Below are 13,638 nucleotides of genomic sequence, written 5' to 3'. Positions count from 1 at the left end.
CATCAATTTAATGACCATGGATCGCTGAATGCAAAATACCTTCATTCAGAAATGAGGGAAAAGAGAACTCATATTAATTATTCTTTAATACTAATGGTTAAAATGTATAGTCTAAAAATAGGCTCCGTATTTAATTAGATAAAACAAATGTACCATCTCTTTTCGTTACTTTCAACCTGAGTGTTTCCCCAATGGTATTCATGATCTCTTCCTCAGACTTATTTTTAAAGTAAGCGCTTAGTTTTCGTTCCTTTAAGGTAGAATCCTGAAAAACAATCTGCGTTCCAAACAATTCTTTCATGTCATCGGAAACTTCAGTCAGCAATGCTTGCTGATAATGTAAAGTTTTATCATGCCATGCCTTATAATTGAGGTCCTCATTTTTAACCGCGCTCATTTCCTTTGTCACCTTGTTAAAAGTCCCCCTGTCCTGGGCAGACAAAAGGATTTTTTTCGTTTCCTTGCCTTGTTCCAACGCAACTTTACCGGAATTAACCACTACGACTACCTGCTCAGGCTCCACTTTCAGGTTAAAACTTGTTCCAAGATCATTTACATAGAGTTCTCCCACCTTAATGGAAAAAGGACTTTTCTCATCATGAATCACGTTGAAATAGGCCTCTCCTTTTTCCAGTTCCACATTTCTGGAATTCAGAAACCCGCTCTTATGGTATGAAATCGTGGTATTTGCATTCATAAACACTTCAGTACCATCAGGCAACACTAATTTTTGATGCTCATTTCCGGTACGGACTGTCTCTTCTCCAATCCAGCCCCTCTGATTTGCCACAAACCATGCTCCTGAGATCAGGACCATTACGGCAGCAGCCCATTTCAGAAAGGGCAACCCCTTTTTCTTTTGAGGATGCAGGGAAACGATGCGGGTCTCTACAGGAATTGAAGGTTCAAATCGTTGCCATGCCTGTTCCGGATCGGTTTCCTTGTATACCATTAGCAGTTCGGAATGGTCAGCAATGTCAAGGATTTCCTGATAGCTGCGCAAATGATCAGGATTGGCTGCCTTCCAGCTTTCCAACTCCTGAAGATCGGTTGTTGAAATTTTCCCTTCCAACTCATCCATGATCAGATGGTAAGGGATGTGATTTGAGTTATTAATTTCTTCCATGATACTTATAAGACATTAATTAGGTGCAGAAGTCTTAATTCAACTGCGGATAAAAGAAAGAGAAAGAAAAACAAGACCTGTTCTTTCGATAATATTACCCGGATTTTTTCATATCCATTGGTCAGGTGACTTTTCACTGTTTTGACCGAAATATTCAGCGCATCGGCAATCTCCTGCTGTTTACACTTATCGAATTTGCTCATCATGATCACTTTCCTGCATTGTGGAGGCAGGCTCTCCAGGGCTTTTTCCAGCCTGATCAACTTATTTTCCAGTATTTGGGCAGCGTCGCTCTCCTCTTCATACTCCTCGTAACCAGACAGGAACCTCACCTCGTTTGCAGCCTTCCGGCTTTCCTTCTTGATGCTGTTTAAAGCCATATTGATGACGCACCTGGACAAATACGGTCCCAGCGACTGCTTGATGTTCAATTGTTCAGCGTCATTCCAAACCTTGAGAAAAACATCATTCACAATCTCTTCGGCCATTTCCTGCTGACGAACATACTGAAAGGCCAGAACGTATAATTTTTTATAATGCCCTTTGTAAAGTAGCTCAAAACACTGTTTATCCTTTCGGCAGATCCCTTCTATGAGCTCATTATCCTTATTGGTCATAAGTACTCCTTAAGTATATATATACATGATGACAACCTAAATCACTTTAAGTCCTACTCAAATTTCAATATTTTTTTAAAAAAATAAGCATTAAGACTTTTAAAAAGAAGGGATGTCTTACTAGAAAAACAAATCTAATTTTTATGTTAATGAAAACACGAATCAATCCAAAAGGAATTTCCTTCAGCAAACCAGTCATCCTGTTTAGTGCCATTTGCTGTATGCTGGTGATGTTCAGCTCCTGCAAGAAAAAATCACAGCGCCCTGGCGGGAAAACTACAGAAACACCCTATGACATCACATCTGTAGTGAATGCGGGTAGTACCGGGTCCGGTTCTGTGGCCACTGCCACCCTTTCAGCCACTTATTCCAAATCAAACAAAACGCTTAGATACAACCTTCGCTTTAGTGGCATCGAGCCAGGCAACATCAACCTTCATCTGGGTACGGCAACAGAGCTCGGTACTTTGCTGGCCAACCTGAAGAAAGAAGGTGAAAAATATACCAGCCCTCTGATCGGTACAGTTGTCTTAAATGAGATCGGAGAAAAGGCCGTGCTTGAAAACAAAGCATACATCAACATCATTTCCACAAGATTCCCTGCTGGTGAAATCCGTGGTCAACTCCTGATCAATAAAAAATAAACGATGAAAAGCACGTTTTTAACCTTCCTGACCATCGCGGTATTTCTCCTTAGTTCCTGCACCGAAAGGAAAAGAACAGAAAAAAGCAAGACCAGTATCGAGATCATAGATCCTAAACCAATCCGCTCTGAACTCGCAGAGCTGGCAGGTTATATCGGCCGGTACCCAAATGAAGTTGCCTTGCTGAAAAACGTAAAGCTACAACCCCGCCTACAGGAGTTATTAGGCAGTGATTATGATATGATGGTTAAATACTGGAATACGGAAACCCCAATAACCATTGAAAACAATATCATCTCTACTACAGGATGTGAACAGCACAATTGCGCCAATAATGACTTTACCTTAAGCATCGATCTGCCAAATGATCAGATCAGTGTTTACCACACCAGAAACGGAAAAGTCAAGAAGTATACGGAACAGCATAAAATGTAAACTATCCGGTAAAAATTAAAACAACCCCTTATCCTAAATAACAATTAAATTAAATCATTATGAAAAGCAATTCAAAAATCCAGTCCATTTTAAAAGGTTCAGTTCTTGCAGCCATCTTCTGTGCAGTAATGCCAATCGGCATGAGCGCAATGGCTCAAAATAAACCAAAACAAAATCCTGTTAAAAAAGACACCCTGAAAAAGGAGGTTCCTGCAAAAGAGACCAAATCTCCAGGTAAAGCAGATAAAGGGCAGAAACCTGCAGCACCGCTACCAGCAAAACCGGCGAAAAAGCACTAAACTGCTAATTCTTCTGATAAAAAAGGGCCTGATGAAATTTTTTCGTCAGGCCCTTTTTTATATACTTAAGTATTTATTTCATGGAATAAACATCGCCTATTTTCAAGGTATGGGGGATATCTTTAACGATAAAGCTGTAGTAATTCTGCTCTTCATCCAGTCCGCTCAGCAGGCTATACCCGCTCAACATGGGGCTTATGGCATAAACCCTGATCTCAGATGCAGATTTGGACATCCGTTCAGTGTGAAGACTCCTGATTGCTGTACAAGAGCCGAACAAAAGCGGTAACAGGATTAACGAATAGATTTTCTTCATATCGTTATGACAACAAGAATGGAAAAAAGTCTTAAGCCAGTGGAAATCCTCATGAACTTAAAATTTTAAACAACTGACTATCAATATCAAATAAAAAAAACCAACTCTTATTTAAAAAAAGTCTAAATAACATAGGGGGAATTGCCGACTTGTGATAATTATTAGGTAAAAAGGGCCATACAGTTCGCAGCTGTATGACCCAAGCCCTGAAAAGGGTTACTCTTAAATCGAAACATCTAAAAGTAATGCAAATTAAAAAAATCTTGCTAACGGGCATATTATGTGTCTGTATATTTTGTGTGCAAGGACAGAAACTAAACAAAAGCAGCATCAAAGGACAGGTATCCGACGAGCAGCAACAGCGCATCTCATTCGCGACCATCAGGCTTCTTCCTGGTAACAAGACGGTCGCCACAGACCAGCAAGGCAATTACCAGTTTCTTGATTTACCTTCCGGATCTTATACCATCCAGATTAGTGTTGTAGGTTTTAAAAAGGTAGAGCAGAAGATTGTACTTAAAGAATCTGAAGCACTTTCCTTAAGTTTTTCACTGAAAGGAAGCCAGAACGAGCTAAAAGACGTGGCGATCAGCGGGAAGACTAAAGCCACAAAGATTAAAGAATCCGGATATGCGGTCAATGTGATCGAGACGAAACAATATGCCAATACAAATTCCGATATCAATCAGGTATTGAGCCGAAGTACCGGGGTTAAAATCCGCGAACAAGGTGGACTGGGTTCGGACTACACCTTTTCCATCAATGGGCTTTCAGGTAACCATGTCAAATTCTTTATTGATGGAATTCCTCTGGAATCTTATGGAAGCGGAATGTCGTTTAATAACATTCCGATCAACATTGCAGAACGCATAGAAGTTTATAAAGGCGTGGTCCCTCCTTATCTTGGTTCGGATGCACTGGGTGGGGCAGTGAACATCGTCACGAATCGTGACCGTGGAAAATCCCTGGATGTAAGTTATAGTTACGGTTCCTTTAACACCCATCGTACCGCTGTTAGCGGAAGCTATACTTATCCAAAAAGCGGATTGAAGGTGAATGTAAACTCCTTTTATAACTATTCAGACAACAGTTATAAAATGAGAACTTATCCGAAGGCCAATGTATATTTGAAAATACCCACTCCCGACGGAACAGATTTTGAGACCCTGTCCTCGGCTAAGAGATTCCATAACGACTACCAGTCTTATATGGGGCAAGTTGAATTAGGCCTTGCTGATAAAAAATGGGCTGATATAGCGGTATTGGGCTTAACTTATAATAATGTAAAAAATGAGCGCCAAACCGGTGCGACTCAGGAAAAAGTATATGGGAATGTTGATGCCAACAGTCATAGTGTTATTCCGAGTTTTCGTTACCGCAAAAACAGAATTTTTGTTGACGGCTTGTCGGCCACAGTTTTTGCAAATATGTCAATTAGCAAAGAGGTCCGAACAGATACCAGCTCCTATTCATCTTATCAATGGAATGGAAAACCAAAAGAGTATTTCCCTACAAAGGGCGAGATGGGCGATAAATCGATCCTGCACTACAATAGTAACAATGCCCTTGTTCAGTTAAACCTGAATTATCAGCTTTCTGATCAGCACCTCTTCAATCTGAACTATAACCTAAACAGCACTACCCGCGAAGGCTATAATGAGATTGACCCCTACAATAAGACTTACAACAAAACCAATCGTGTAAGCAAAACGGTTGTAGGTTTAAATTATCAGCAGAACTTCTTTAACAACAAACTGACCAATTCATTTTTCGGTAAATACTTTGGATTTAGCGGCCGGCCAGACGCAAATAAGCCCACTGAAACAGCAGCATATTATGGATACGGACTGGCCTCTACTTACAAAATAACAGAAGAATTAGGGATCAAAGCATCTTATGAACATGCTTACAGACTTCCAGGTCTTGTTGAATTGTATGGAAATGGTCTGGATGTTTCCGGTAACCATGACCTTAAGCCAGAAAACAGTGACAATTACAACCTGGGTTTTTTCTTTGGTAAAACAATAGGAAAACACCGTTTTAGTGCTGACGGATCCGTGTTTTACAGAAATGCCAAAAATTACATCATTTCAAGGCCATATACCAATATTGATGGAGGAGCTTATTCCGAATCACAGAATGAGGGTGGGATAAAAATAAAAGGAGCTGATTTTGAACTGAAATACACTTATGGCGATTTATTATCAGCATTGGTAAACATGAGTTATTATGATGCTGTTGACCGTGAAAAGCTTGAAAAAGGAACAATCAGGGAAAAAATAAGTTATGGCAGCCGTACTCCGAACGAACCCTGGTTATATGGGAACACAGATGTAAGTCTGGGAAAAAACAATGTATTTGGGGTAAAAGGCAACCGTCTTCAGTTTAACTGGTACATGCAGTTTGTCAACGATTATTCTCTAAGCTGGTCCAAATTAGGGGATAAAACAACTAAAGATTATATCCCGGCTCAATGGATACAAAACATCGCGCTCACCTATTCCCTAAAGAACGGCCGCTACAATATTACCGGAGAGGCGCGTAACCTGACCGACCAAATTGCCTACGATGTGTTCAAACAACAGAAACCAGGAAGGGCATTCTTTATAAAACTGAGGTATAATATCCATTCATTTTAATAAATCAATATAAATATGTTTACTAAAACCAAAAACCGCAGCCTGCTCTTTGCAGCTGCATTGTTCACCGCTGCATCAATTACCGCTTGTAGTAAATCTAATGGAGGAGACAATGGTCCTTCGGCAGGCAACCCTGAATTTGCCTTACATTATAGTACTTCTAAAGGTTCATACCTGCTGCCAATTAATGATTTAATGTCGGGTGTAATTACACCTGTAGGGAAAGGAACTGATGTAACCAGTATTTTTACCTGGGGTGAGAACATCATCCAGAAAGGAAAATATTTCTATAACGTTGAGCCAAACAGTGGAAAATTCGGCAAGTACAGCTTTGAAAAAGGAGTTTTAGAGACTGTTAAAGAAATTCCATTTACGGCAATGTCTTATTTATACCTTGGATGGCATACCTGGACAGACGACAAAACCCTGATGATCGGTGGACGTGGCAATAGCGAATATGCAGTTATAAATGTGGATAACATGACCCTCGAAAAAAGCGGCGTATTTAATACTGGAAAAGAATTACCAAAGGATCATACTTTATCTATAAACTCCATTACTCCACAAGGTTCGAAGATCTTCCTTACCTTTATGGTAAGAAACGAAGTTACCAAACTTACTTACGATACAGCCTACACTGCATCCGTTGACTATCCATCTCTGAATAATTTTAAGATCACTGGAAAGGACACCCGTTCAGCTCCTCCAGGTGCTTTACGTAACGGATATTTCCACAAATTCAGCGATCAGGGGAATACCTATATACTGACTCATCCTATGCCAATGCTAGGCGGAAACAAACCCAATATGCCTACCGGATTTTACCGCGTTAAAGATGGCTCTACCATTTTAGATCCAGGATACTTTTTCAACGTCAGTGCCCTTAGCCAGGGTGACAATCAGCTTGGTGTCGAGTACCTTGGAAACGGAAAGGCCTTATTGATCAATGCCCGTGATGCCAAAAATGTAGTTAAAGAGAAAAATGACTGGTGGTATAAACCAATGTGGGAATACATTGTGGTTGATGTAAATACGCAACAAATTGTAAAAAAACTTGACTTTCCGGGCTTGTTGAATTCCCGTTCAGCGATCGTTAAAAATGGAAAAGCCTATATCGCTGTAAACGATGCTAAGGCAGATGCTATTTACATCTGGGAATATGATTCAAGTACCGATAAACTAACAAGAGGAGCAAAAGTTGAAGGTGGTGATGGAGACACGCCAGTGCTTTATAAGTTAAGATAATAACCACCAATAAATCACGGCAGAGCAACCCTTGATGTTGCTCTGCCGTTTATTTTAAAAGATGAAATCCAAACTATCCGCAATAAACGCATGGTTACACCTTTGGCTGGGATTAGCTTCAGGAATTGTAGTCGTTATTCTCAGTATCACCGGATGCGTCCTGGTGTTTGAACAGGAAATCAAAAGCCTTGCTTATCCATGGCTTCATGCCGAACGGCCAAAGGATGCTAAAATATTAGCACCTTCTGTATTACATCGTGCAGTTGAACAGGCACTACCAGGAAAACATGTAGAATCCGTGTGGTACCATGGAGAAAACCGGACTGCACATTTCACTGTCCATGAATCAGATTCAATGGTCTACGTAAACCCATATACTGCCGAAGTTATTGCTATGGTGGATCATGAAGATTTCTTTCATTTCATGGATGAGGGGCACCGGCACCTCTGGATTGAGGGCAAACTGGGCAGACAAATTGTAGGCTGGTCTACTTTCGTCTTCTTTTTATTACTGATCAGTGGGATGATTTTATGGTGGCCAAAAAAATGGACCAAATCCACCCGTGATCAAAGCTTTAAGATCAAATGGAAAGCACGCTTTAAGCGGGTAAATTATGACCTGCACAATGTATTGGGTTTCTATTCGCTGTTACTTGCCGTACTAATGGCAGTTACCGGCCTGGTGATGAGTTTCTCCTGGTTCGGAAAAGGTGTTTATTGGTTAACAGGCGGTGAAAATGGTTCAAGACCAAGAAGACAGAAAGTAGAAGTTTCCGGCCCTTCGGTGAATACTTCCTTACAAAATGCAGACTTGATCTATCATAAAGTGGTCAATGAAATCGCCATGTACAACAAAGACCAGGTGATTATACATTTTGCAGAAAAGCCGGATGAAGCCATCTATGCCTGTACCGACATGACCATGGGCTTCTGGAGGGACCTTAACTTTGACCCGCTAACTCTGGAGCTGCTGCCAAATTCAACAAAAAGGCTGGGAGACATGAAATTTCCTGATCAGGTGCGTAAGCTCAATTATGCGATACACGTAGGTGCTATCGGCGGACTGACCACCAAAATTCTATACTTTTTAGCCAGTTTGATCTGTGCAAGTTTACCTATTACCGGATTTTATATCTGGTGGGGTAAAAGAAAAAAAAGCAAGAGTAAAAATAAAGCCAGGCCTAAAGAAGCCCTGGCTACTGTATAAAAGACAAAGATATTCCACCTTGCCTTTCCTGAAGGCAAGGTGTTTGTTTAAGCTTTAAGATCCTTAAAAGGTCTATTTCAGCATGATTCCTTGAGTAAGTTATGCTGTTTACCGGCGAAGCGAATCAATAACTCTGCAAGATTTGAAGGCTGCCCATAAGGATGGACAATCTGCAAGGGCCGTTCAATATTAAAGCCCTCAATGTCGACGATACGCAATTCTCTGTTTTTTAATTCTCTAACAATGGCATGTACCGAAATGAAAGCCAGGCAGTCACTTTTAGCTAAATAACTTTTGATACCTTCAGTACTTCCAAGCTGCATTTCAATATTCAGATCATTAAGTTTGATCCCAAAAGGTTTCAGGTGATGTGCAATTACCTCGAGCGTTCCTGAACCTGGTTCCCGCATTAGCAAAGGGCAATTGCGCAGTTCCTCCATATTGATCCTTTCCTTTTTAAATTTGCTGAAATGATCCGGACAAACCAGAACAATCTGATCTTGCAGGTATGGCATATAATTGATCATAGGATTTTTCGAAATCCCCTCAATAAACCCGATTTCAATCTCTTTGTTGATCAAGATCTGCTCAATCTCCTCCGTGTTGCCACTGATCATACTGACACGTACACCTTTGAACTTCTGACGGAAATCTGCAAGCATGGCCGGAAGCAAATATTGAGCAATAGTTGTACTTGCTCCAATACGTAAGGCCCCTGTGTGTTTGCTTTTGCCCAGACTCATTTCAAATTCCAGTTCACGATGAATGGTCAGTAACTTTCCAGTGTAGCTGAGTAAAACTTCGCCTGCCGGTGTGAGTTTGATCTTGCTGTTCCCACTCCGTTCAAAAAGTGCGGTCTGATAACTTTCTTCCAGACCTTTAATGTGCTTGGTTACTGCAGGCTGGCTAATGTAAAGCTCCCCCGCAGCCTTGGTGAAATTGAGTCTTTTGGCAACTGCATAAAATACTTTGAGTCTGAAATCAAACATTTGTTGTTTTTTTTAAAGTTAGCAAAAGCCAGCACTATTTCTACCCTTATGGTATATTCACGGGGTGGTAAAGCCATATTTCCGATACACTTGTTTAGCTGTTTCACTAGCTAAAAAATCCATAAAATCACGCGCTGCCTGAGGATGTGGTGCTGCCTTCATTAAACCAGCCATGTATTGTGCCTCGATATTTTCGCTGGCTGGTATTTCAATCAATTCGACCGGATGTCCGATCATTTTCTGATAATGGGTTTCCGAATACCAGACCGGTGCGACGTCGCTCTTATTGTAAAGTATCCGCATAGGGCTTTGACGGTGGTGAATCTGGGTAAGGAAGGTGGTACTATCTTTAACTTTCTTTGTCATGACCTCATTTTTGAGCTTTTGACCACCCGCTTTTACATATGCTTCCTCAATGCGTTTACCTATTCCCTCCCATTCCGGATTGGGCATGCTGATGCGGATACCGGGCTCAGCAAGGTTTCTAAGACTGGTAACTCCTTTAGGATTACCTTTTCTAACCATTAGTGCTAACTTGTTTTTGGCATACAGTTGTGTACGTTCGAAGTATTCCTGCATTTGGTCGATCCTGTTTTTGCCTGCGGTATACACATCAGGCTTCAGCGTAATCCTCATATTACCAATTACAATACTTCCATGTATAATTTGCTTAGCCAGGATGCCCGGAGGCAATGTTTCGGCAAAAATACGCTGGTATTGAGGATATGATTTTTTGAAAGCAGCCAGCAGGTCATCAATACACATAAACTGGTTTCCGGCAAAGAAAACAACCAGCTGAGGATCATTGATGTCCCCATACAAATCCGGGATATTGTCAATTCCTGGTACAGTAAACTGAACCTCACTTTCAGGTGGTGTGTTCCAGGGCGGGTCAAAGCGGAACTCCTGTGCGACACTTGATTTTATAGTTATAATGGTAAATGCGAGGATCAGGTAATATCTGAATGGCTTCATAAGGTATGGTGTTTAATGATTATGGGTGAACAGTTGCCCAGCCCTGGTAATGTCGTATAACGATCTCGCCGTTTCCGGTTGGAACATAAGAAATGTATGGAAGCAGCTGATCTTTAGGAATGCCCCGTTCGCGGATCGTATTTTCGCACTGAGCCAGAATAACCCCCTTATTTTTCAAATCGGCTAGCTTTTCAAGGAAGTTTCCTGATTTTTGGAAAAGATTTACGCCATCACCAAAGGCAATGACTTCAACCGTAAGCTTACCTTTAAGTCTTGGATCCTCGAGAACATTTTTAATATTCCTGAGCGTGCTATTGATGTGCTTTTCATCCGCAGTATTGATGATGTAGAGCGCATTGTAATGTTCAAGCTCAGCTTTCGCCCCCGTAAAGGATTCGCGCTGTTGCGCCATAGTTCTGCTGAATGCGGTCAATGTAATGAACGTCATCAGGTAAATGATTTTTTTTATCATATATTTTTTGTTATTGTGCATTGGCAATAGGTTTAAACGGACCATACTTGTGCTGTGTTTCGGAAAACCGATCCTTGTAAGGGCCGAAGGGGAAATCAATTGGCTTTTTTGCCAGGTCTTTCCAGTCTGCTGACTGGTCTTTATGCGGCCGTGGCTGGCTGTTTACAAAAGCCGCCACATCCCAGGCTTCCTCATTGCTCAATGCCGGGTGTTCGTAAGAGGTGCCTAAAGGCATATTGTTCTTAACGAAGCCCGCAAAATTACTCAGCCGGTAAAGTCCTGCCCCATCATTGTAACTATCTGCCCCCCAAAGTGGAGGAAAAGTATATTCGGTCCCCTTTTCATTCAGCTGACCAGCTCCGTTTTCGCCATGACAGCTCTTACACAGGTTCTGGTACACCAGTCTTCCTTTTACAGGACTCGCCGCGCGATCCAGGTAGGGTAGTTTTTCCACCGCATTTTTTTCTGGTTTATGCCCTTTTTTAACATCCTTACCCAACCATTTCATATAGGCGATCATCGCCTCCATCTCCCGGCTTGCAGTGTCTAATTTCTTTCCGTTAAGGCTTCTTTCGAAACATCCATTGATACGGCTGGCAATGGATACGACTTTATTTGAACGGGCTTTAAACTGTGGGTAAGTGGATGCTACCGCTGAATAATTCAGGGCCCATATTTTAGTGCCGGCTTCACTATGACAATTCTGACAGTTCATCCCATTGGTTAGTCGTCTGATCTTCCCTTTAGGCCCAAAGTAGGCAGCCGTATGTACGATTAACTCACGGCCATATTTGATTTCTGCTCCCGGAGTGCCTGCAGGAAGTGTTAAGGAATCCGGTGCTACCCAACCGGCCTTTGCTGCCTCCCCTTTCTCAGGCTTTTTACCGGTGCGATGTTCTACATTAACTGATTCATCGGTTTCCGTATCAATGGCGTTGTTTTCTTTCAATAAAAAGATCATACAGAAGGTTGCACAGATGACAAACAACAGTGAAACACCTACCAATGATTTTGATAACTGGATCATCGCTCTTTGGGAGTTATCCTTAGCTCTATTCATATATCTGGTTAGTAAAAAACCAAAATTAAGTGCCTTAGCCCTGGTATTTTTATCAGAAAAGATGATGATCAATAACCAAAAGTTATCATTAGGGCTGATTTTAGGGGATCCCGAAACGTGAGGAATCAGGCTAAGTCCCTGGGGGAATGCAGGATGACCAGAAGGTATCCCGGATCATTTTGCATAAAACGCAAATTGGGTTATACAGTAAAAATGTGCAGAGGGTATTCCAAACCTGCTATTGGGAAAATGCAGGGGCCAACGGAGAACTCACCTAAAGAAAAGTTGAAAAAGCTTGTAAAACAAGAAAGCTCCAGATTTCTCTGAAGCTTTTGAAGTGGTGTGGGCCGGGATCGAACCGGCGACACAAGGATTTTCAGTCCTTTGCTCTACCGACTGAGCTACCGCACCGTTTTTAAATCTTGTCCCATTGTTTGGGATTGCAAATGTAGGGTCTTTTTTCTAAAAACAAAATCTTTTTTGAAAATAATTTAAAATAGAGATTTCATAAGGTTAATTTCCCAAAATTGCCGATCCGAAAGGATTGTCTATCAGCCACAACCAGATTCCAGCTTCATTTCTCTTTAAAATACAGGAGGTATGCCCATTCATCTCGATCAGATGACCATCACGAGTTTTTCCGCTCATTACCCATTTATCCAACCAAAAGGCAAGGTCATCAACCAGGGTAATATGTGCCACTGCTCCTACGATTAAAGGCTTCAGCAGACATAGGCTTTCCATCGCCATCCTGATGTCAGCAGGGGTTCTCATTTCTTTACCTGTACGGTCTATATACAACCCTTGAGCATCAAAGCATTTCACAGCTGCATTCACATCTCCATTTTTCAGGCAATCTCTAAAATATCCCACCGCAGAAGCTGGTGTTTTTCTATCAAATTTTTCCATTTCGTTATTCCTTTATTAGTGTTCTTTTCTTGAGGTCAATGAACATAGCCTTTCCTCCTGCAAACCAAGGCATAACTCTGGATCTAAAAAATGACAATTGTTAGTAAAATAACCCTTAGCTTCTGATCCGGCTTAAAGATTCAGGTTTCATCCCCAAATAAGAAGCCAGGTACTGAACAGGAATATGATGGATGAAATCAGGCTTTTCGGCAATCAGTTTAGCGTATCGTGCTTTTCCTTTTAATTTCCCAAAGCTCAGAATCCGCTCTTCTTTTTTCAGCAATGCCTGTTTGAGGTGTTTCATTCCGAACCTGATCCACCTTGGATCCTTTAAGGATAAAGCTTCAAAGGAAGGTTCCGCAATTTTACAAACCAGGCAATCCGTGATGCACTGAATATTTTCAAAAGAAGGTGCTCCTTTTAAGATGCTGTACATAGAAGCTGCAAACTCTCCTTTTCCCAGCAACTCAATGGTCACCTCCGTTCCGGCTTCTGAAAGGTAGAAGGTACGGGCATAACCATCCAGCAGAAGAAAGTAGTCGGCAGACTGGCCCCCTTCTTTCAGCAGAAAATCTCTTTTCCTTTTTTTATAGAAAACAAAATGTCTTTCAATCGTTGAGAACTCCTCCAAAGAGAACTCAAAATCATCTTTGAGGCATTCCAAAAGCAGTTCAATCATTATTTTATTTTGCATCAAAGATAGGT

General features: G+C 41.3%; 15 protein-coding genes and 1 tRNA gene. 6 read left to right on the top strand and 10 right to left on the bottom strand.

Annotated elements, in window-relative coordinates:
- Positions 1-130 precede the first annotated feature (130 nt).
- Both BUC20_RS17890 and BUC20_RS17885 read right to left on the bottom strand, forming a co-directional pair.
- Positions 131-1,126, bottom strand: coding sequence for a FecR family protein (locus BUC20_RS17890; RefSeq protein WP_073232414.1), 996 nt, complete (start codon positions 1,124-1,126; stop codon positions 131-133).
- Between the two features lie 5 nt (positions 1,127-1,131).
- Positions 1,132-1,743, bottom strand: coding sequence for an RNA polymerase sigma factor (locus tag BUC20_RS17885; protein WP_073232413.1), 612 nt, complete (start codon positions 1,741-1,743; stop codon positions 1,132-1,134).
- Between the two features lie 149 nt (positions 1,744-1,892).
- Here BUC20_RS17885 and BUC20_RS17880 point away from each other — a divergent pair, with 149 nt between their 5' ends.
- From BUC20_RS17880 to BUC20_RS17870, 3 genes are read left to right on the top strand one after another with little or no spacing between them, the layout of a single operon-like run.
- Positions 1,893-2,387, top strand: coding sequence for a CHRD domain-containing protein (locus BUC20_RS17880; RefSeq protein ID WP_073232412.1), 495 nt, complete (start codon positions 1,893-1,895; stop codon positions 2,385-2,387).
- 3 nt (positions 2,388-2,390) lie between these two features.
- The gene (locus BUC20_RS17875; RefSeq protein ID WP_073232411.1) at positions 2,391-2,822 is read left to right on the top strand and encodes a hypothetical protein; all 432 of its coding nucleotides are present in this window, start codon (positions 2,391-2,393) and stop codon (positions 2,820-2,822) included.
- 59 nt (positions 2,823-2,881) lie between these two features.
- Entirely contained in the window at positions 2,882-3,121 is a 240-nt protein-coding gene (locus tag BUC20_RS17870) for a hypothetical protein (protein ID WP_073232410.1), read from the top strand.
- A gap of 73 nt (positions 3,122-3,194) precedes the next feature.
- On the opposite strand, the gene BUC20_RS17865 is transcribed toward BUC20_RS17870, so the two are convergent.
- Positions 3,195-3,437 carry a hypothetical protein gene (locus BUC20_RS17865; protein WP_073232409.1) on the bottom strand — a complete coding sequence of 81 codons (243 nt, stop codon included), beginning with the start codon at positions 3,435-3,437 and terminating at the stop codon, positions 3,195-3,197.
- Between the two features lie 299 nt (positions 3,438-3,736).
- Between BUC20_RS17865 and BUC20_RS17860 the strand changes: the two genes are divergently transcribed.
- The 3 genes from BUC20_RS17860 (at position 3,737) to BUC20_RS17850 (ending at position 8,528) form a co-directional block, all read left to right on the top strand.
- Positions 3,737-6,076, top strand: coding sequence for a TonB-dependent receptor (locus tag BUC20_RS17860; protein ID WP_234994542.1), 2,340 nt, complete (start codon positions 3,737-3,739; stop codon positions 6,074-6,076).
- A 15-nt stretch (positions 6,077-6,091) separates the two neighbouring features.
- Positions 6,092-7,321 carry a hypothetical protein gene (locus BUC20_RS17855; protein WP_073232408.1) on the top strand — a complete coding sequence of 410 codons (1,230 nt, stop codon included), beginning with the start codon at positions 6,092-6,094 and terminating at the stop codon, positions 7,319-7,321.
- 61 nt (positions 7,322-7,382) lie between these two features.
- The gene (locus BUC20_RS17850) at positions 7,383-8,528 is read left to right on the top strand and encodes a PepSY-associated TM helix domain-containing protein (RefSeq protein ID WP_073232407.1); all 1,146 of its coding nucleotides are present in this window, start codon (positions 7,383-7,385) and stop codon (positions 8,526-8,528) included.
- A 77-nt stretch (positions 8,529-8,605) separates the two neighbouring features.
- Here the strand turns inward: BUC20_RS17850 and BUC20_RS17845 are convergent, their stop codons facing one another.
- The 7 genes from BUC20_RS17845 to BUC20_RS17815 form a co-directional block, all read right to left on the bottom strand.
- Complete coding sequence (locus BUC20_RS17845) at positions 8,606-9,517, bottom strand: LysR family transcriptional regulator (protein ID WP_073232406.1); 912 nt, start codon at positions 9,515-9,517, stop codon at positions 8,606-8,608.
- Positions 9,518-9,574: 57 nt separating this feature from the next.
- The gene (locus tag BUC20_RS17840) at positions 9,575-10,492 is read right to left on the bottom strand and encodes a molybdate ABC transporter substrate-binding protein (RefSeq protein WP_073232405.1); all 918 of its coding nucleotides are present in this window, start codon (positions 10,490-10,492) and stop codon (positions 9,575-9,577) included.
- 19 nt (positions 10,493-10,511) lie between these two features.
- A complete protein-coding gene (locus tag BUC20_RS17835; protein WP_234994541.1) occupies positions 10,512-10,985 on the bottom strand; it encodes a DsrE family protein in 474 nt (157 codons plus the stop codon).
- Positions 10,975-12,024 carry a c-type cytochrome gene (locus BUC20_RS17830; RefSeq protein WP_073232723.1) on the bottom strand — a complete coding sequence of 350 codons (1,050 nt, stop codon included), beginning with the start codon at positions 12,022-12,024 and terminating at the stop codon, positions 10,975-10,977. Before BUC20_RS17830 ends, BUC20_RS17835 begins: the two co-directional genes overlap by 11 nt.
- Before the next feature lie 338 nt (positions 12,025-12,362).
- A tRNA-Phe gene (locus tag BUC20_RS17825) sits at positions 12,363-12,435 on the bottom strand.
- A 102-nt stretch (positions 12,436-12,537) separates the two neighbouring features.
- On the bottom strand, positions 12,538-12,933 hold the full coding sequence (locus tag BUC20_RS17820; RefSeq protein WP_073232403.1) for a YybH family protein: 396 nt from the start codon (positions 12,931-12,933) through the stop codon (positions 12,538-12,540).
- A gap of 115 nt (positions 12,934-13,048) precedes the next feature.
- The gene (locus BUC20_RS17815; RefSeq protein WP_073232402.1) at positions 13,049-13,627 is read right to left on the bottom strand and encodes a Crp/Fnr family transcriptional regulator; all 579 of its coding nucleotides are present in this window, start codon (positions 13,625-13,627) and stop codon (positions 13,049-13,051) included.
- Positions 13,628-13,638: the final 11 nt, after the last annotated feature.

It is taken from the genome of Pedobacter caeni, assembly GCF_900129215.1.
Lineage (GTDB): Bacteria > Bacteroidota > Bacteroidia > Sphingobacteriales > Sphingobacteriaceae > Pedobacter > Pedobacter caeni.
This window is presented reverse-complemented; position numbering and strand designations above follow the sequence as displayed.

Excerpts from the sequence above, each read along its gene's own strand:
- BUC20_RS17890 (WP_073232414.1), bottom strand. The coding sequence starts at position 1,126 with ATGGAAGAAATTAATAACTCAAATCACATCCCTTACCATCTGATCATG.
- BUC20_RS17885 (WP_073232413.1), bottom strand. The coding sequence starts at position 1,743 with ATGACCAATAAGGATAATGAGCTCATAGAAGGGATCTGCCGAAAGGAT.
- BUC20_RS17880 (WP_073232412.1), top strand. The coding sequence starts at position 1,893 with ATGAAAACACGAATCAATCCAAAAGGAATTTCCTTCAGCAAACCAGTC.
- BUC20_RS17875 (WP_073232411.1), top strand. The coding sequence starts at position 2,391 with ATGAAAAGCACGTTTTTAACCTTCCTGACCATCGCGGTATTTCTCCTT.
- BUC20_RS17870 (WP_073232410.1), top strand. The coding sequence starts at position 2,882 with ATGAAAAGCAATTCAAAAATCCAGTCCATTTTAAAAGGTTCAGTTCTT.
- BUC20_RS17865 (WP_073232409.1), bottom strand. The coding sequence starts at position 3,437 with ATGAAGAAAATCTATTCGTTAATCCTGTTACCGCTTTTGTTCGGCTCT.
- BUC20_RS17855 (WP_073232408.1), top strand. The coding sequence starts at position 6,092 with ATGTTTACTAAAACCAAAAACCGCAGCCTGCTCTTTGCAGCTGCATTG.
- BUC20_RS17850 (WP_073232407.1), top strand. The coding sequence starts at position 7,383 with ATGAAATCCAAACTATCCGCAATAAACGCATGGTTACACCTTTGGCTG.
- BUC20_RS17845 (WP_073232406.1), bottom strand. The coding sequence starts at position 9,517 with ATGTTTGATTTCAGACTCAAAGTATTTTATGCAGTTGCCAAAAGACTC.
- BUC20_RS17840 (WP_073232405.1), bottom strand. The coding sequence starts at position 10,492 with ATGAAGCCATTCAGATATTACCTGATCCTCGCATTTACCATTATAACT.
- BUC20_RS17835 (WP_234994541.1), bottom strand. The coding sequence starts at position 10,985 with ATGCACAATAACAAAAAATATATGATAAAAAAAATCATTTACCTGATG.
- BUC20_RS17830 (WP_073232723.1), bottom strand. The coding sequence starts at position 12,024 with ATGAATAGAGCTAAGGATAACTCCCAAAGAGCGATGATCCAGTTATCA.
- BUC20_RS17820 (WP_073232403.1), bottom strand. The coding sequence starts at position 12,933 with ATGGAAAAATTTGATAGAAAAACACCAGCTTCTGCGGTGGGATATTTT.
- BUC20_RS17815 (WP_073232402.1), bottom strand. The coding sequence starts at position 13,627 with ATGCAAAATAAAATAATGATTGAACTGCTTTTGGAATGCCTCAAAGAT.